Source organism: Streptomyces sp. NPDC101227 (assembly GCF_044767545.1).
Lineage (GTDB): Bacteria > Actinomycetota > Actinomycetes > Streptomycetales > Streptomycetaceae > Streptomyces.
Genome location: NZ_JBIWOD010000003.1, coordinates 432,217 through 449,826, shown reverse-complemented (window position 1 = coordinate 449,826; position 17,610 = coordinate 432,217). Strand labels below are relative to the sequence as shown.

At 73.8% G+C, this 17,610-nt stretch carries 16 protein-coding genes; 13 read left to right on the top strand and 3 right to left on the bottom strand.

Annotation, left to right across the window (positions count from 1 at the left end):
• Positions 1 to 30: 30 nt before the first annotated feature.
• The 10 genes from ACIRPT_RS08825 (at position 31) to ACIRPT_RS08780 (ending at position 12,688) form a co-directional block, all read left to right on the top strand.
• A complete protein-coding gene (locus tag ACIRPT_RS08825) occupies positions 31 to 1,266 on the top strand; it encodes a glycosyltransferase family 4 protein (RefSeq protein WP_403824266.1) in 1,236 nt (411 codons plus the stop codon).
• 7 nt (positions 1,267 to 1,273) lie between these two features.
• Positions 1,274 to 1,999, top strand: a complete 726-nt coding sequence (locus ACIRPT_RS08820; protein ID WP_403512054.1) for a class I SAM-dependent methyltransferase — start codon at positions 1,274 to 1,276, stop codon at positions 1,997 to 1,999.
• Between the two features lie 56 nt (positions 2,000 to 2,055).
• A complete protein-coding gene (locus ACIRPT_RS08815) occupies positions 2,056 to 6,489 on the top strand; it encodes an alpha-(1->3)-arabinofuranosyltransferase family protein (protein ID WP_403824263.1) in 4,434 nt (1,477 codons plus the stop codon).
• Positions 6,486 to 7,910: a condensation protein gene (locus ACIRPT_RS08810; protein ID WP_403824260.1), complete on the top strand. Its 1,425-nt coding sequence runs from the start codon at positions 6,486 to 6,488 to the stop codon at positions 7,908 to 7,910. The genes ACIRPT_RS08815 and ACIRPT_RS08810 overlap by 4 nt, the downstream gene beginning before the upstream one ends.
• Entirely contained in the window at positions 7,907 to 8,701 is a 795-nt protein-coding gene (locus ACIRPT_RS08805) for a class I SAM-dependent methyltransferase (protein WP_403824257.1), read from the top strand. The genes ACIRPT_RS08810 and ACIRPT_RS08805 overlap by 4 nt, the downstream gene beginning before the upstream one ends.
• Before the next feature lie 78 nt (positions 8,702 to 8,779).
• Positions 8,780 to 9,757: a DMT family transporter gene (locus tag ACIRPT_RS08800; RefSeq protein ID WP_403512064.1), complete on the top strand. Its 978-nt coding sequence runs from the start codon at positions 8,780 to 8,782 to the stop codon at positions 9,755 to 9,757.
• Positions 9,744 to 10,031 (top strand): Trm112 family protein, encoded by a 288-nt coding sequence (locus ACIRPT_RS08795; protein WP_403824254.1) that lies wholly within the window; start codon positions 9,744 to 9,746, stop codon positions 10,029 to 10,031. The genes ACIRPT_RS08800 and ACIRPT_RS08795 overlap by 14 nt, the downstream gene beginning before the upstream one ends.
• Positions 10,028 to 10,861 (top strand): FkbM family methyltransferase, encoded by an 834-nt coding sequence (locus ACIRPT_RS08790; protein ID WP_403824251.1) that lies wholly within the window; start codon positions 10,028 to 10,030, stop codon positions 10,859 to 10,861. The genes ACIRPT_RS08795 and ACIRPT_RS08790 overlap by 4 nt, the downstream gene beginning before the upstream one ends.
• Positions 10,845 to 11,477 (top strand): hypothetical protein, encoded by a 633-nt coding sequence (locus tag ACIRPT_RS08785; protein ID WP_403824248.1) that lies wholly within the window; start codon positions 10,845 to 10,847, stop codon positions 11,475 to 11,477. The genes ACIRPT_RS08790 and ACIRPT_RS08785 overlap by 17 nt, the downstream gene beginning before the upstream one ends.
• A gap of 182 nt (positions 11,478 to 11,659) precedes the next feature.
• The gene (locus ACIRPT_RS08780; RefSeq protein WP_403512075.1) at positions 11,660 to 12,688 is read left to right on the top strand and encodes a rod shape-determining protein; all 1,029 of its coding nucleotides are present in this window, start codon (positions 11,660 to 11,662) and stop codon (positions 12,686 to 12,688) included.
• Between the two features lie 113 nt (positions 12,689 to 12,801).
• On the opposite strand, the gene ACIRPT_RS08775 is transcribed toward ACIRPT_RS08780, so the two are convergent.
• From ACIRPT_RS08775 to ACIRPT_RS08765, 3 genes are all read right to left on the bottom strand, one after another.
• The gene (locus tag ACIRPT_RS08775) at positions 12,802 to 13,398 is read right to left on the bottom strand and encodes a histidine phosphatase family protein (RefSeq protein ID WP_403824245.1); all 597 of its coding nucleotides are present in this window, start codon (positions 13,396 to 13,398) and stop codon (positions 12,802 to 12,804) included.
• A 5-nt stretch (positions 13,399 to 13,403) separates the two neighbouring features.
• On the bottom strand, positions 13,404 to 13,799 hold the full coding sequence (gene trxA, locus ACIRPT_RS08770) for a thioredoxin (protein ID WP_403512080.1): 396 nt from the start codon (positions 13,797 to 13,799) through the stop codon (positions 13,404 to 13,406).
• A gap of 194 nt (positions 13,800 to 13,993) precedes the next feature.
• Positions 13,994 to 14,695 (bottom strand): maleylpyruvate isomerase family mycothiol-dependent enzyme, encoded by a 702-nt coding sequence (locus tag ACIRPT_RS08765; protein WP_403824642.1) that lies wholly within the window; start codon positions 14,693 to 14,695, stop codon positions 13,994 to 13,996.
• Between the two features lie 532 nt (positions 14,696 to 15,227).
• On the opposite strand from ACIRPT_RS08765, the gene ACIRPT_RS08760 reads away from it, so the two are divergent.
• From ACIRPT_RS08760 to ACIRPT_RS08750, 3 genes are all read left to right on the top strand, one after another.
• Positions 15,228 to 15,920, top strand: coding sequence for a DUF4232 domain-containing protein (locus ACIRPT_RS08760; RefSeq protein WP_403824243.1), 693 nt, complete (start codon positions 15,228 to 15,230; stop codon positions 15,918 to 15,920).
• A 189-nt stretch (positions 15,921 to 16,109) separates the two neighbouring features.
• Positions 16,110 to 16,880 (top strand): LamG domain-containing protein, encoded by a 771-nt coding sequence (locus ACIRPT_RS08755; protein ID WP_403824240.1) that lies wholly within the window; start codon positions 16,110 to 16,112, stop codon positions 16,878 to 16,880.
• 142 nt (positions 16,881 to 17,022) lie between these two features.
• Positions 17,023 to 17,607 carry a sigma-70 family RNA polymerase sigma factor gene (locus ACIRPT_RS08750; RefSeq protein ID WP_403512091.1) on the top strand — a complete coding sequence of 195 codons (585 nt, stop codon included), beginning with the start codon at positions 17,023 to 17,025 and terminating at the stop codon, positions 17,605 to 17,607.
• The last annotated feature ends 3 nt before the right edge of the window (positions 17,608 to 17,610 follow it).

The window sequence follows — 17,610 nt, the reverse complement described above, 5'->3', positions numbered from 1 at the left end:
TACCGCACCCTGAGACGAGTTGGAGCACCCATGCCCCAGCACGTACAACCGTCCCCGCAGCATCTGTCGCCACCGTCCCCGCCCCTCCCCGCCCCCTCCGGACCGCCCCTCTCCAGCCCGCCCCGCTCCGGTCCGGCCGCCTCCGGTCCGGCCGCCCTCGGGCCGTCCCCGCTCCCCCGCCGTATCGTCTTTCTCGCCCGCCGCGACCTGGGCAACCCCGCCGCCGGCGGCTCCGAGCTGCTGGTGGACAGGATCGCCGACGGGCTCACCGCGCACGGCCACCAGGTCACGCTGGTGTGCGGCGGACCGGTGCCCCCCGAGCGGGGAGGCACCCCCGCCCGCGGCTACCGGGCGATCTCCGCGGGCGGCGACGCCGGTCATTTCCTGCGCGCACCACGGGAGCTGACCCGCCGGGCCGGCGCCTGCGATCTGCTGGTCGAGGTGTGCAACGGCATGCCGTACCTCGCGCCGCTGTGGCACCGCGGCCCCACCCTGTGCCTGGTCAACCACGTCCATACGGACCTGTGGGAGATGCGCTATCCGCGGCCCGCCGCCCGGGTGGGCCGGGGGCTGGAGCGCTGGGCGCTGGCCGGCACCCACCGCCGCAATCTGATGGTCGCGGTCTCCGGCTCGACCGCGTCCGCGCTGCGCGGGCTCGGCGTGGAAGGGGACCGCATCCGGCTGGTCCACAACGGCGTCGAGGAGCCGGGGCCGCTCGTCCCCAAGGCCCCGGAACCGCTCTTCCTGGCCATGGGCCGGCTCGTCGAGTACAAGCGGATCGATCTGCTGCTGCGGCTGTGGGAGCGGGTCCGTCCGGTGACCGGCGGCCGGCTGGTCATCGTCGGCGACGGCCCCGAGCGGGCGCGGCTGACGGCGATGGCCGGCCCGGACGTCACGTTCACCGGCCATGTCTCCGAACAGCGCAAGCATCAACTCCTGTGCTCCGCCTGGCTGTTGCTGCATCCGTCGCTGGTGGAGGGCTGGGGGCTGGTGGTCATGGAGGCCGCCGCCCGCCGCACCCCCGCCGTCGGCTTCGACATCCCCGGACTGCGCGATTCCGTGGCGGACGGCGTCACCGGACTGCTGGCCCGCGGCGAGAGCGCCTTCGCCGCGCACTGGTGCACCCTGGCGCTCAGCGCCCGCCGCCGCGACGCCCTCGGCCGCGCGGCGGAAGCGCGCGCCGCCCGCTTCCGGTGGAGCAACACGGTCAGCAGCTTCCGGGCGGTCGCCGCGGAGGCCTTCCTCGCCGCTCCCCCCGGGCGGTGAGGCCCCGGTGCGTGACCCCTCGCTGCGCAGGTCCTACGCCCTCTTCCGCGCCTTTCTGCGCGAGCAGAGCGAACCGGAACGCTGTTACACGCTGCTCGCCCGGGACGCCGCCGACCAGGTGGAGCGCCATGCCCCGCTGAAGGGCGCGGTGGTCGTCGATGTCGGCGGCGGCAGCGGCCACTTCACCGAGGAGTTCCGGCGGCGCGGCGCCCAGGGCCTGCTCTTCGAGCCCGATACGGCCGAGCTGACCGCCCGCGGCCGCGTCCCCGAAGGCGCGGTGGTCGCCGACGGCTATCTGCTGCCGCTCGCCGACGGCGCCGCCGACATCTGCTTCTCCTCCAACGTCCTGGAGCATGTCGCCGACCCGGGGACGTTCCTGAGCGAAATGATCCGGGTCACCCGCCCCGGCGGGCTGATCTATGTCTCCTTCACCAACTGGCTGTCCCCCTGGGGCGGCCACGAGACGGCGCCCTGGCACTACCTGGGCGCCGAACGGGCCCGCGCCCGCTACCTGCGGCGCACCGGCCGGCCCGCCAAACACACCCTGGGCGAGAACCTCTTCGCCGTCCACATCGGCCGCACCCTGCGCCAGGTGCGGGCCCGCGAAGAGGTCGCCGTCCTGTCGGCCCGCTCCCGCTACGCGCCGTTCCTCGCCGAGACCATCCCCCGCCTCCCGGGCGTGAGGGAAGTCGCCACCTGGAACCTTCTCCTCATCCTCCGGCGGTTGCCATGACCCAGACGTCCCAGCCCTCTCAGACACCTCAGCCGACCCCGTCGCCCGGGATGTCCATGGCGCCGGGATCGCCCTCGACCGGCGGCACTCCCACGCCCACCCCGGCCGCCCCACCACCGGGCCGACCCCGGGGCAGGCGCTGGCTGTTCGCGTTCTGGGCGCTCGCCCTGGCCGGCTTCCTGGCCCCCTCACCGGGGAAGATGACCTTCGAGACCAAACTGGGCGTGACCAGCGACCCCTGGAAGTTCCTCGCCGACCTGGGGCAGTTGTGGCACGACCGGGCGGGCTTCGGTGGCATCGCCGACCAGTACTTCGGCTACGCCTTCCCCACCCTCCCCTATTACGGCCTGACGCATCTGGTGCACCTCCCCGTGTGGCTGGCCGAGCGGCTGTGGATGTCGCTGATCGTCACCGTCGCGTTCTGGGGCGCGCTGCGGCTGGCCGAACGGCTGCGCTTCGGCGCCCCGCCCACCCGGCTGTTCGCCGCCGCCTGCTACGCCCTGTGGCCGACCTTCACCATCGTCATCGGCTCCACCTCCGCCGCCGCGCTCCCCGGCGCGCTGCTGCCCTGGGTGCTGCTGCCGCTGACGAACCCGGGGACCGGCGCCCGCATCGCGGCCACCCGCTCGGCGCTGCTGATCCCCTTCATGGGCGGCGTCAACGCGGCCTCGACGCTGGCCTCCCTGTTACCCGCCGGCCTCTATCTGCTCTCCCGTACGGGCCCCCGCCGCCGGGCACTGCTCGCCTGGTGGCTGCCCGGCGTCGTACTGGCCACCGCCTGGTGGGTGGTGCCGCTGCTCCTCCTGGGCCTGCACGGCGAGAACTTCATGCCGTTCATCGAGCAGGCGGACACCACCACCGGCACCATGTCCGCCACCGAACTGCTGCGCGGCGCGGGCAACTGGGTCGGGTATCTGAACTTCGGCGAACCCTGGCTGCCGGCCGGCTGGACGATGACGGCCAACGCCTTCGCGGTGCTGGGCTCGGCTCTGGCCGCGGCCCTGGGACTGGCCGGGCTGGCCCGCCGCGATCTGCCCGAGCGCCGCTGGCTGCTGCTGACCGTGCTGGCCGTCGCGCTGATCGCACTGGCCGGATACGGCGGTGCGCTGGGCGGCCCCGTGCACGGCACCTGGCAGGACTGGCTCAACGGCTGGCTCCGCCCGTTCCGCAACATCTACAAATTCACCCCGGGCCTGGCCCTGGCCCTCACCCTCGGCCTGGCGCATCTGCTCGCCGTGCGGCAGCCGTTCGCCGTGCCGAAGGCCTTCCGGTCCGCCGGCGAACGGCGCGGCACCCGCCGGGTCCCCGGCCGCCGCCGGCTCCCGCTGCTGACCGCCGTACTGATCCTGCCGGCCCTCGCCCTCCCCTTCCTGACCGGCACCGTCCTCCAGCCCGGCGCCTTCACCAAGCTGCCCGGCTACTGGGAGCAGACGGCGGGCTGGCTGCGGACCCACACCCCCCACAGCCGCGCCCTGGTCGTCCCCGCCACCGCCCACGGCATCTACACCTGGGGCTCCCCCATCGACGAACCCCTCGACGTCCTGGCCGAATCCCCCTGGGCGCAGCGCGACTTCGTCCCCTTCGGCACCCCCGGCTCCCGCCGCGCCCTGGACGCCGTGGAGCAGGCCCTGATGACCGGCGCCGAAGTCCCCGGACTGCGGGACTTCCTGGGCCGGGCCGGCCTCCACGACGTCGTCGTGCGCAACGACCTCGACCCCGACCAGATCGGCTACGTCCCGCCGGCGACCGTCATCCGCACCCTGGAGGCCTCCGGCTACCGCAAGGTGGCCGCCTTCGGCCCGCTGACCACCAGCGGCCGGATCCCCGCAGAGACGCCGCTCCAGATCCAGGGCCTCTACCCGCGCCAACGCGCGGTCGAGATCTACCGGCCGCAGGACACCCCGGTGCCCGGCCCGGTCACCGCCAAGGCCGTCGCCGACACCGCCCAGCTCAGCGGCGGCCCCGAGTCCCTGCTCCAGCTGTCCGCCGACCCCGCACTGCGGGACCGGCCCACCGTACTGACCGGCGACAACCACCCCGGCCTCGGCACCGTGCCGCTCCAGCTGACCGCCGACGGACTGCGTCGCGCGGACACCCGCTTCGGCCTGGTCAACAGCAACACGTCGTATACGTACACGGCCGAGGAGACCAACCACCCCGACAGCGTCCAGGACCCCGGCCGCCCGCCCCGGCAGATCCTGCCCACCTCCGGCATCGCTCACCAGACCACGGCCGTGCTGCGCGGCGCCTCCTCGGTCACCGCCTCCACCAGCGGCAACTGGCTCTTCCACCTCCCCCAGTACGACCCGGTGAACGCCTTCGACGGCAACCCGGACACCGCCTGGGCGGAGGGCAGCGCGGGCGACCCCGTCGGCCAGTGGGTGCGGATCGCCTTCACCCGGCCCGCCCCGGTCCCGTCCTCGCTCTCCCTCACCCCGCTGCCCGGCGATGGGCTGCGGGCCGCCCCGACGTCCGTACGGGTGGCGACCGACCGCGGCAACGTCGAGTCCCCCCTGCGGCCGGACGGCACGAAGCAGCAGGTCAAGGCGCCCGCCGGCACCGCGAAATGGCTGAAGATCACCATTCTGGGCTCGCAGACGCCGCGCGCGGGCCTCTCCGGCGCGGGCTTCCGCGAGATCTCCGTCCCCGGCGTCCAGGTCACCCGTCTGCTCCAGCTCCCCACCGACGCGGGGCGCTCCGACGCCGCCGACCGGACCTTCTCCCTGCACCGGGGCAGCGACCCCGGCGGCCTCTCCCCGGTCTCCGCCGAAACCGGCCTGCACCGCCAGTTCCGTACGGACGCGAGCGCGCCCTACGCCGTCTCCGGCAAGGCGCTGGCCGTCCCCGGACCCGAACTCGACCGGCTGCTGGACACCGTCGCGCCCGAGCAGAAGGACCGGATCACCGCCACCGCGGACTCCACCAGCTTCGGCTTCGGGCAGTCGCTCAGCCCCCGCAACCTCGTCGACGGCGACCTGACGACCGCCTGGATCGCCGGCGACCGTCCCACCCTCCATCTCCGCTGGCCCGGCAAGAAGAAGATCGACCAGATCGTGCTGGCCGCGGCGGGCGGCATCTCCACCCGGCCCGAACAGATCCTGATCAACTCCCCGCACGGCGCGGCCACCGCCGGGGTCGACGAGAACGGCCAGGCCCGCTTCGACCCGATCACCACCGACCGCCTCGACATCACCATCAGCAAGGTCAAGCCGCTGACCCTGCACAACCCCGTCGCGGGCCAGGCCCTGCAACTGCCGGTCGGGCTCAGCGAGGTCTACCTCCCCGCCCTGGACGCGTACCGCACCCCGCGCCCCGCCGCCGGGAAGCGCTTCTCGGTCGGCTGCGGCCAGGGGCCGATGCTCGCCGTCGACGGCGTGCTGCACGCCACCAAGGCCTCGGGCCACGTCCGCGACCTCACCGAACGGCGGCCTGTCACGGTGGAGTTGTGCGCCGGCGAACAGCGCGACGGGCGGCTGGAACTGCCCGCGGGCCGGCACCGCGTGGAGGCGGGGGACCAGGGGCCGCTGGCGCTGACGGATGTCACGCTGAGCACGGGGAAAGCCGCGGCCCCGGCGGCCGCCGGCGGCCGGCCGGCCCGCAAGGTCACCGCCGAGGACTGGGCGGGAGACCGCCGTACGGTCTCCGTCGGGGCGGGCACGGCCGTCTATCTCCAGATGTACGAGAACGTCAACGACGGCTGGCACGCGTCCCTCGACGGCCGGGCGCTGACCCCGGTCCGGCTGGACGGCTGGCAGCAGGGATTCCTCGTCCCGGCCGGCGCGGGCGGCACCGTCGAGCTCTCCTACGCCCCGGCCACCAGCTATGACCTGGGGCTCCTCGGCGGCGCGGCGGGCGTGCTGCTGCTCGTCGCCTCGGCGCTCGTACGGCGCACCCCGCGGACGCCGTCGCCCGCTTTGGTGGTGCCGCCCGCGCCGTCGTGGGTGCTGGGCGTGCTGGCGCTGACGGCCGTGGTGGCCATGGCTTCGGGGCCGTTCGCCGTGGTCGTCCCGCTGCTGGCGGTGGCGGCGCGGCTTCGGCCGGGGCTGCTGGTGCCGCTGGCGTTCTCGGCCATGGCGGCCGCGGGAATCACGGCGGCCATCGGGGCGGGGGAGCCGATCGCCGCGGACCAGGGGGCGTTCAGCGCCCTGGCGCAGGGATGTGCGCTGGTGGCGCTGGCGGCGGCGGTGGTGACGGTGCCGGCGGCCGGCGCGACCGACGGACCGGGGCCTGGCCCGGGGGCCGAGCCGGGGCCGCCCGGACCGGCGCCGGCCGAGGGCACGCACGCGGATCCCGGCGCCCCGTCCGCCCCTGCGTCCCCTCCCCCGCTGCCCCGGCGTGCGCGGGACGTGGCACGGCCGGCGCCCGACGTGAATCCGGACGTCGGGCGACCGATCCAGGCCAGGGGGCGGGCGCCGGGCGCCGGCCCCGACTGGGCCGACCGGCAGCGGCCGCCCGGGCCGCCGCGCAGCGGGGAGGAGACCGAACGATGACCGCACTGCACCAGCCGCCCCGCCAGGAGCCCGAGGACCGGGACGCCACCGCCGTCCCCGCCGCCCGCCAACCCGCCGCCACCCGCCTCCCCTTCCCCGTCGTCGACGAGATCTCCCGGCACTGCCTGGGGGACGACGAACCGGAGACCGTGCACATCGAGGTGCATCTGCCGGGCCGGGTCGACCACGAGCGGCTGCGCACCGCCTTCCACCGGGCGCTGTCCCGCCACCCGCGCATCCTGATGCGGCAGGCCCCGGTCCGCTGGTGGCACCGCCGCTACGCATGGCAGCTCACCGCCGCCCCCGACACCGATCCCGTCGCCTTTCCGCCCCCCGGCCCCGACGCCCTCGTACGCGCCCGGGCACGCGCCCTCGCCGACTGCCCGCCCCTGGACTCCGCACCGCCCATCCGGCTAGAGGTGATCGAGCGCCGCCGCGACGCGGCGGACGGCACCGTCCTCCTCCTGACCATCAACCACACCGCACTCGACGGCCCCGCCTGCCTCCGCGTACTGGCCACCGCCGCCGAGCTGTACGGCGGCGCCGACAACTCCCCCGCCCCGCCGCCCGTACGCGCCCCCGAGACCCGTACGGACCGGCCGGCCCGGCCCGACGACCGCGTGGCGGGCGCCGGGCCCGGTCTCGCCCGCCCGGCCCGCATCGCCCCCGACACCGGCGGCGGCCCGCACGCCGACGCCCCCCACAACGGCATGCTGATCACCGAACTGCCCGTACCGGCGCGGCCGCCGCGCGTCGGCGGCCGGGCCCCGTACACCGTCAACGACCAGCTCCTCGTCGCCACCTGCCTCACGATCGCCCGCTGGAACCGGCGACACGGCCGGCCCCTCGCGCCGGTCGTCGTCACCATGCCCGTCGACGACCGGCCGCGCGGCAGCGAGATGCCCATCGGCAACGGCACCCGGCTGGTCCAGGTCGGCTTCGGACCCGAGGAACGCCGGGACGCCGAGCTGCTTTCCGCCGATCCGCCCGACCCCGGCGCGGTGGCGCGTCTGCTGCGCCGCACGGCCGCCCGCACCCGCGCCCTCAAATCCGTCCCCGGCTCACAACTCGGCCTGGCCGCGACCCTGTTGACCCTGCCGGTGCTGCCCATCGGGATCCGCGGCGCCCTCACCCGCACGCTCCGCACCGCCGCCGCCCCCTGGACCTCCACCACGCTCCTGTCCAACATCGGCCGCATCCCCTACCCCCTGGACTTCGGCGACGCCGGGCGGCCGACCGCGGTGTGGTTCTCCGCGCCGGCCCGGATGCCGCGCGGGCTGACCGTCACCACCGTGTCCGTCGGCGGCCGTATCCAACTGGCGCTGCGCTGGTCGCACGCCCTTTTGGACGAGGCGGCCGGCGCCCGGCTCGGCGCGCTCTTCGCCGACTCCCTCGCCGCCACCGAAGGAGACGCCCGATGACGCCCCGGCCGGGCGCCGGGCCGCGCCCCGACGCCGCGAACCAGCCCGCCACCACGGCCCGTCCCCCCGCCGGACTACGGGACTTCTACGAAAACCCGGACGTCCCCGTGGCGTCCGGCACCGCCCGCAGCCGACGGCAGGCCCGGCTGCTGGCCCGCGCCCTCGGCCCCGTACGCGGCGGAACCCCGCCCGCGACCGTCCTGGACATCGGCTGCGGCGACGGCACCGCGGCCGCCACCGCCGCGAACGTGCTGGCCGGCCACCGCCTGATCGGCATCGACTGGTCCCAGGACGCACTGCGCCGCGCCGCCACCCGTATCCCCTGTGCCGTACGCGGCGAACTGACCGACGGCGGGCTGCCGTTCGCCACCGGCTCCGCCGATGCCGTCCTCTTCAGCGAGGTCATCGAGCATCTCGTCGACCCGGATGCCGCCCTGGACGAACTCCACCGCGTGCTGCGCCCCGGCGGCCACCTCATGCTCTCCACCCCCAACCTCGCCGCCTGGTACAACCGCGGACTCCTGCTCGCCGGGGTCCAGCCCGTCTTCTCGGAGGTGAGCCTGCGCCGGATCCACGGCCGCCCCGGCACCCAGGTCGTCGGCCATCTGCGCCTCTACACCGCCAGGGCCCTGCGCGGCTTCCTCGGCGCCGCCGGCTTCGACGTCATACGCCTCGCCGGCGCGCCCTACCACGACGTACCCCGGCCCCTGCGCCCCCTCGACCGCGCCGCCTGCCACGTACCGTCCCTGGCCTCCATCCTCCTCGCCCACGCCCGGCGAAGAAGCCCCTGAGGCGGGGCGCAAGGCCGCACGCGGACCCACTGAGTCCCACGGACATCTGCGAACACCTACGGCGAAGGGAGCAGGGCGATGCTCTGGTGGGGCGTGGCGTCCGCGCTGCTCGCCAACGTCCTGTACAGCACCGGCTTCGTGCTGGAGAAGCGCGCTCTGTCCGCGCTGCCCGCACTGAGCACTCGTCAGCCCGCCCGGGTCGTCCGCCATCTGCTCAGCAGCCCGCTGTGGATCGGCGGCTCGCTCGCGCTGGCCGCCGGGTTCGCGGCCCAGCTCGCCGTCTACCGTACGCTCCCCATCGCCGCCGCGCAGGGCATCTTCGTCTCGGGCCTGGTCCTGCTGCTGCTTCTGTCCTCGGTGGTGCTGGGCGAGCGGACCAGCGGCCGGGAGCGGGGGAGCATCGTGGCGATCCTCGTGGCGCTGGTGATGGTCGTCGCCTCCCTCCAGGGCGACGACGCCCGGACCATCGCCCGCACCGCACCGCCCGCCACCCTGCTCGCCATCGCCGTTCCCGCGCTGGCCGCGGGACTGCTGCTGTACCGCTCGGCGGAGCGGCGGGCCAGGCGCCGCCACCGCCTGCCGACCGCCGGCGTTCCCTACGGGGTGGCCGTCGGGCTGCTCTACGGCGTCAGTTCGCTGGCCATCAAGGGCGTATCCGGCCTGCTGACCACCCACGACATTCCGGCCGCCGCCGGGCAGCTGCTCCGCTCGCCGTACCCCTACCTCCTGCTGTTCACCGGGGCGACCGGTCTGGTGCTCTCACAGACCGCCCTGCAGCGGTGCCGCGCCTCCGTCATCGTCCCGGTCTGCTCCACCATCACCTGCGTCTTCACGGTCGCCTGCGGCACCGTCGCATTCGGCGAACCGCTGCCGGCCGAACCCCTGCGGCTGGCACTGCGGCTCGGGGGCACGGCCGTGGCCCTCGCCGTCCTGCTGGCCCTGCCCCGGCACGACGCCCCCGCGCCGGCGCCGCCCCATACCCCGCGCCCCGCGCCCGCATCACCCCGTCCCGAACCACCCACCGGCACCCCGGAGTTGAGCCATGAAGCCCGATGACCCGCTGCTGAAGATCCTCGCCTGCCCGCTCGACAAGGGTCCGTTGTCCCTCCTTGCCCCCGACGACGCCCTCTACAACCCCCGGCTACGCCGCCGCTACCCGATCCTCGACGGCATCCCCCAGCTCCTCCCCTCCTCCGGAGAGCAGGTCTCCGATGCCGAACACAACCGCATCCTCGGCCGGCTCACGCGCGCGGCCCCGGAGGCCCCGGACGGCGGGCCGGCCCCCGCCCCGCCCGCCCCGCCCGCGTCCGATGCGGAGTCGACGTCGTGACGCTTGCCGCGCGGCTGGGGCGGCGGCTGCCCGGCCGGCTGGTGGCGGCGGTGGCGGCCGGGCTCTATCCGCGGTTCGAGCCGGAACTCGGACGGCTGGCCGAATTCTGTCCGCCGGGCGGCACGGCCGTGGACGTCGGAGGGTGGCTCGGGCCGTGGACCCGGCGGCTGGCCCGGCGGGCGGACCGGGTCGTCACCATCGAGCCCGTACCGCATCTGGCCCGGCTGATCGCCTCGGCCGCCCCGGCGCATGTCGAGGTGGTCCCCGCCGCTGCCGCCGACCGCTCCGGCCGCGCCACGCTCTGGCTGCCGCCGGACGGCCGCGGCGACCGCGGCGTCTCCTCGCTCGTCCGCCGCGAACTGCACGGCGCCGCGCTGGAGGTGCCCTGCCTGCCCCTGGATTCGCTGGAGCTGACCTCCGTCACGCTCATCAAGATCGATGTGGACGGGGGCGAGCTGGCCGTACTGCGCGGGGCGGCACGCACGATCGAGCGTGAACTACCGGCGCTGTTCGTCGAGTTGGAGACCCGGATCCAGCCGCTGACGCCCGTCCTCGACTGGACGGCCGCCCGCGGCTATCGCGGCTGGGTCCTGCCACACGACCGCTGGACGCCGCTGGCCGACTTCGATCTGCCCGCTCATCAGTCCCGTACCTCCCATGTAGCCGAACACGGCCTGCTCCGCCGCTCCCTCGCCCCGCACCGCCGCTACGTCAACTCCGTGCTCTTCCTCCCCTCCCCCACACGGCCCGGCGCCCGCACCGGCCCCCGTGCCGGCCCCCCACACCCCCCGCGCGTCCACGACCATGTCCCTCATGAACGCCGCCACTGACAATGACCCCCCGACCGGCCCCACCGGCCCCACCGGCCCCGGCCCCTCCGGTCTGCCGGGCCCCGTCGCCTTCCAGCTCGTCCTGCTGCGCCGCATGGCCGACCACCAGCCCGGTCTCGTCGAGGACGCGCTGCGCACGCTGGGCGTCTCGCGCGCCGATCTGCGCGCGGCCAACCGCCGCTGGCAGGCGCGGATGCACGCCCCTCGGGCGCCCGGCGGCCTGCAGCCCTACCGCGCGCTCCTCGGCGCCCCGGAGACCGTGCGCGCCCGCCGCCTCGGCGATCTGACCTGCGAGGCCCTGACCTGGCCCGTTCCCCTCTGGCCGGATCTGCGGTTCGAGATCCTGACCGCCGCGCGCGGCGTCGTGTGGAACGCCTGGCTCGTGCGCGCCCCCGGCTCCGCCGCCCCCGCCCTCCGCACCACGGCGGACCTGGTGCCCTGGTCCTGCACGGTCGACGAGGTGGCCACCGCCTTCCCCCCGGCCCGCCCGATGGAGGGCAGCGCCCCCACCCGCTGGGCGCTGGCCTGTACGGTCCCCGGCCCCGACCCGGACAGCGGGCCGCACTCCCTCGTCACGGAATTCACCTGGGGCCTGTTCCAGCGGCTGGTGGACTGATCCGCGCGGGCTTACCCGCCGTCGCCCGGTCACCGCCACCCGGCCCGCCGCCACCCGGCCCACCGCGTCCCCCAACCGGACCTCCCCAACGGGCAGCTGACAGCCGCTCGCCCCACGATGGCCAGGAGTGACCCTTACGAACACTCCACCCAATTACCGGCCCATAAGGGGAGGAATCCTCCATGAACATAAGCATCGCCCAGCTTCGGCGCTGCTCCGTCGCCGTCGACCTCGGCGCGGCCCGGACCAGGGTGTATGTCAAGAACCAGGGGCTGATCGTCGATGAGCCCTCGGTCGCCGCCGTCAATGTCCGTACCGGGGCGCTGCTGGCCGTCGGCGCCCAGGCAGAGGTGATGGACGGCCGTACGCCGGACCACATCCGGGTGGTGCACCCGGTCACCGGCGGCACGGTCGTGGACATCGAAATGGCCCAGCGGCTGCTGCGCAACCTGGTCGGCGACAAGCTGCGCAAGACCTGGCGGCGCCGGCCCTCGATGCGGGTCGCGGTGTGCATGCCGTACGGCAGCGAGCCGCTGGCGCAGCGGGCCGCCGTGGAGACGCTGACCGGACTGGGCGCCCGGCGGGTGGAGCTGGTGGACACGCTGATCGCGGCGGCCGTCGGCTGTGGCCTGCCGGTGGAGCAGGCGGAGGCGACCATGATCGTGGTGTGCGGGGCGGCCACCACGCAGATCGCGGTGCTCTCGGTCGGTTCGATCGTGGCCGCGGAGACCGTTCCGGTGGGCGGCAACACCATCGTCCACGCGGTCATCCAGCACATGCGGCTGCAGCATGAGCTGATGCTGCCGGGCCAGGCCGTCCGCCCCCTCCAGCTGATGCTGTCCGGCGACGCCGCGGAGTCCTCCTCCGCCGAGGTGCACGGCCGGGACGTGGTCAGCGGACTGGCGCGCTCCGTACGCGTCGACACCGAGCGGGTACTGAAGGCCATCACCACCCCGCTGACCGCGATCCTCGACGGCATCGGGGCGGTGCTGCGCAACTGCCCGCCCGATCTGGTGGCCGACCTCGGGGAGCGCGGCATCATGCTCGCCGGCGGCAGTGCGCTGACCCCCGGCCTGGAGCCGATGCTCCAGCAGGCCACCAATATGCCGGTGCATATCGCGGACCGCCCCGACACCTGCGCGGTGCAGGGGCTGGGCGCCATGATCGAGGGCAAGGTGGAACCCTTGCACCTCGATCCCATGGCTTCGTAGCGTCCCCACGGAACGCCCCCTCCCGGCCCCTCCCGGCCCCCTCGGGACCCCGAGGTCCACGATTTCCCTGGCCGCGTAACGGCGGCCCGGCGGGGTCCGGATCCGGGCCCGGGTCACAGACTCCGGGCGTTCCAGGCGACCACCGCGGGCCGGTCGTGCTCGGTGCCCAGGACGCCGACCGCCCCGGTCTCGAACGTGAACAGCCCGCCCGCGGCGGCCGGCAGGCCGAGCCGGCGGGCGGTCAGCACGCGCAGGAAGTGGGCGTGGGCCACCAGGGCCACATCTCCCTCATCCCCTTCGAGATACGGCGCGATCCGCGCGAGCACCCGGTCGGCGCGCGCTCCGACCTGCTCGGGCGTCTCCCCTGGGTGCTCGGCGGGGCCGGGGGCGACGCCGTCGCGGAACAGATACCAGTCGGGCCTGCTGCGGTGAATCTCGGCCGTCGAGATGCCCTCATAGCCGCCGTAGTCCCATTCCCGCAGGTCAGGGTCTATCTGCGGCTGCGCGAGGCCCGCGAGCTCGGCCGTGCGCAGGGCGCGCTCCATCGGGCTGGCGTAGACCCGCCCGATCTTGCGGCCGGCGAGCAGCGGCCGCAGCGCGCGGGCCTGCTCCTCGCCGCCGGCGGTGAGCGGCAGATCGGTCCGGCCGGTGTGCCGGCCGTTCCTGCTCCACTCGGTCTCGCCGTGCCGGATCAGCAGCAGTTCGCTCATGTGCGCTACGCCTGCTGTCCCTGCTCGTTCTGCGCCTCGGCCTGCTGGGCCTCGGCGACCGAGGCGCGAACCTCGTCCATGTCCAGACCGCGGGCCTGGCCGATGACGTTCTCCAGGTCGGCTTCCGGCAGCGCGCCGGGCTGGGCGAACACCGCGATGTTGTCGCGGACGATCATCACGGTCGGGATGGACTGGATCTGGAAGGCCTGCGCCAGCTCGGGCTGGGCCTCGGTGTCGACCTTGGCGAAGACCAGGTCGTCGTGCTTCTCGGACGACCGCTCGAAGACCGGGCCGAACTGCTTGCACGGGCCGCACCACTCGGCCCAGAAGTCGATCAGGACGAAGTCGTTGCCGGAGACGATCTCGTCGAAGTTTTCCTTGGTGAGCTCTACCGTGCTCATACGTGCTTCCCTGCTTCCGGTCTGGGGTCGATGTCCGGTCCGTGTCCAGCTGCGGTAACGGCCACAATCCATCCCGTATTCCGCATCTGACCACCGGACCGTCCCGCTCCCCTGCCCACCGAACGCCGTCCTAGACATCCGACCGGGGTGGCAAACCCCACGCGACCTGCCGGCCGCCGGCACGGCCCCGGGCCTCAGATCCAGTACGGCGCATCCGGCACACCCTGGGCCCCGGAGACGGACAGCCCCACCGCCGCCTGCCCCCGCCCCGTGATCCAGGCCAGCAGATCCCCGAGCGGACCCCGGATGAGGGGCCCGCCGCCGGCACCGATGTCCCGGACCAGATCCACATCCGTCGCCTCGATCCGCATCCCCGGCACCCCGTCCCGCTTCTCCAGCGCGCCGATGACGTCGTCGATGACGAACCGGGCCGCGGCCTCCGGTACGTCCCCGAAGGCATATCCGGCCGCCAGGTCCGCGTGATGGACCTCCAGCTCCCGTACCCGCGTCGCCACCAGGCTCCCGGGCGTACGCAGCTCCCCGGTGCGCAGCCGTACGCGGCGCCACCAGGCCTCCTGGGGAAGCGCCCGCACCGCCGAGTCGAAGCGGGCCGCACTCTCGATGACGTCATCGGCCAGCGCGGCGACCGGGCGCCCCGCCCCGGCCTCGATCTCTTCCTCGCGCGCGGCCATGCTCGCGTACTGCGGGATTTCCGTCCCCGTCCGCGCGCCCTCCAGCAGGCGGCAGAGACTGTCGGCGGCCCGCGCCACATGCGTGATGACATGGCCTCGCGTCCACGGCGGGATCAGCGTCTCCCCGGCGACCTGCCCCGCCGCGAGCCCGCCGACCGTTTCCACGAACCGCTTCGTCGAGGCGTCGACCGATTCCAGCAGCACGGTCTCCAAGGCGTCCAATGTCTCCCCATCTCTCCGTGTCCGGCGATCCCGGTCCCGAGAAGATCCACTTTATTCCGCGAAGTAGAAGTTCATTGCCGCATCGCGAGATTCACCAACACCCCTGCCCCTGCTCGCCCCTACACTCCCCACACCTCCTCACCCCTTCGGCTTCGCGCACCCGGACCGCCGGCCACACCTCCCCGCCGCGACGGTATTCCACTCTCGCCATTCACCGCCGAACGAAAAGGCGACATGCCCCAGGACGGTAATTTTCCGGCATTCCCCATAACCGGCACTTCCGATAACCGGCATTCCCCACCAAGGAGCCGATCCTGCGAATATCCACACCCCCTCGAATGCCGAATTCGGCGGACCCGGGCGCCTTTCTCCCTATCGCGGCACCCCGCCGCCGCCCCGCTCACACGCGTATTAGCCGGGCGTTAGCGGAGCGGCAGCCCGTCGATAGTGAACTGGATCAAGATGGGTGACGTACCGAGGAAACCACGACACCGACCACTCCGGGGGACCCGCCATGAGCTCCAGCACCGCCCGCCGCCGCACCCTGCGCATTGCCGCCGCGGCCCTGACCGCGGCCGCCGGCCTCACCCTCACCGCCTGCACCGGCGCGGACGCCACCGACGCGAAGCCCGCGGACAAGACGGACACGAGCGCGGCCGCCCCCGAATCCGGCGGCGCGGGCACCTCCGCCGGAACGCAGGGCACCGATGCCCAGGCAGGCAAGCAGAAGCCGGGCTCCGGCAACGCCACCCCCTCCCGCGCCGGCTCCGGGAACGGCGCGGCGAAGGGTTCGGGAAAGACCGCGTTCTGCCGCACGAACGACCTGACCATGGCGGCCGCCAACAGCTCGCCCGACCAGAAGACGGGCGACGTCACCGTTCGGATGACGAACAAGGGCGCGAGCACCTGCTCGGCGGCGGGTTTCGCGGGCGTCGACCTCAAGGACATCGACGGCACCTCCGCCCCCGTCCACCGCGGCCGTGAGGTGCCCCGCATCACCGACCTGAAGCCCGGTGACACCGCCACCTTCAGCATCTCGTACAAGGTCGACTTCAGCGGCGACAGCATCGCCTCCCCGACCCACATCATCGTGACGCCGCCGAACGAGACCCACAGCGTCTCCCTGAAGTGGCCCGCGGAGGCGCTGAAGCTGGCCGGCCCGTACGACGACAAGATCCAGGTCCACCCGGTCGGCATCGCCAACTGAGTATCGCGAAGTGCCCGGACCGCGCGTATGGTTCGCCGGTTCCTGACCGATTCAGGTGGGTCAGATGCCGGGCCGGTCGGGGGCGAGGCATGAGCGGGCAGGGCGAAAGTACATGAGCACTGAACCACTTCCGGATCGGACGCGTAAGCCATCAGTGACACGTTTATGCCGTACCACCTGGGGGGATTCATGACGCGCAGATGGTCGCTCATCAGTGCGATCGCCGTATTGACCGTCGCGCTGGCCTTCGTCGTCGTCCAATTGGTGCGCGGCCAGGACTCCGAAAAGGAGCAGGCCGGCGCAAAACCGGCCGCGTCGAGCCCGAGTGACGGCGCCGAGCCGCTGCAGGGCCTCGGATGGTGGCCGCTGCACCAGTCCGGCACCGCGAAGGCCGGCGAACACGACGCCGTGATCAGCGGCGGCACGCAGTGGACCGACGGCCCCGAGGGCGGCGCCCTGCACCTGGACGGCACCAGCGGATTCGCTGACACCGGCACCCGGCTGGACACCACGGACAAGGACTACTCGGTCGCCGCCCGGGTGCGCCTCGCCTCCGAGGACAGGGAAGGCTTCCACACCGCCCTGTCCGAGGACGGCGACCCGAACAGCTCGTTCTTCCTCCAGTACGCCGGCCCGGACGGGAACTTCGCCTTCAGTTTCACCGGCGCCCGTACCGTCGCGGAGACGCCCGAGCAGCCGCAGCCCGGCCGCTGGTACCACCTGACCGGCACGTACAGCCAGAAGGACCACCGGATGCGGATCTACGTGGACGGCCGGCTCGCGGGGACCAGGGTGGCCGCCAGCGACGTGAAACCCACCGGCGTCGTGGTGATCGGACGCGCCAAGTTCGACGGGAAGGCGGCCGACCACTGGAACGGCGGCATCGCCGATGTCCACGTCTACGACCGGGAGCTGACGCCCCGTGAGGTGGGCTCGCTTTCCTCCCACGAACCGGGCTGACCGGCACCAACGGGGCGAGTTCACCGCCGCCGCAGGCCGACGGGCGCCGCACGGGCGCACGGCGGCCGCGGCGGCGCCGGCCGGTTCACCCGCAGCCGACCCGGCCCGCTTTGCCCGCACACGACATAAAAAGGAAAGGCCCTTGTCGGCCAGCGCTTCGACCGAAGACCTCATATCCGGCCCCCGCACCGCGGAGCCCCGCCCCGACGAGTTCCTCAGAGCGCTCTACCACTTCCACGGCAGCGCGTTGCTGCAGTTCGCCGCGCGGCGGCTGGAGGGCGACTGGCACCGCGCCGAGGACGTCCTCCAGGAAGTCGCGATACGCGCCTGGCGGCACGCCGGGGAACTCGACCCGACCGCGGATTCGGTGCGGCCCTGGCTGTTCACCGTGCTGCGCAATCTCGTCATCGACGGCCACCGGGCCCGCCAGGCCAGACCCCCGGAGACCGGTGACCCCGAACTCGCCCACCTGCCGGTGTCCGACGGCGTGGAACACGTCCTCACCTCCCAGGTGCTCACCGAGGCGTTGCGGGACCTGCGGCCGGCTCAGCGCGAGGTCCTGATGCACGTGCACTACCTGGGACGCAGCGTCAACCAGACGGCCAAGGTCCTCGGCGTGCCGCCGGGCACCGTCAAGTCCCGGACGTACTACGCCGCCCGCGCCCTGCGCGAGGCACTGCACAGCCGCGGGCTGTACGCGGGCGGCCTGGACCGCGAGGCCGGATGACAC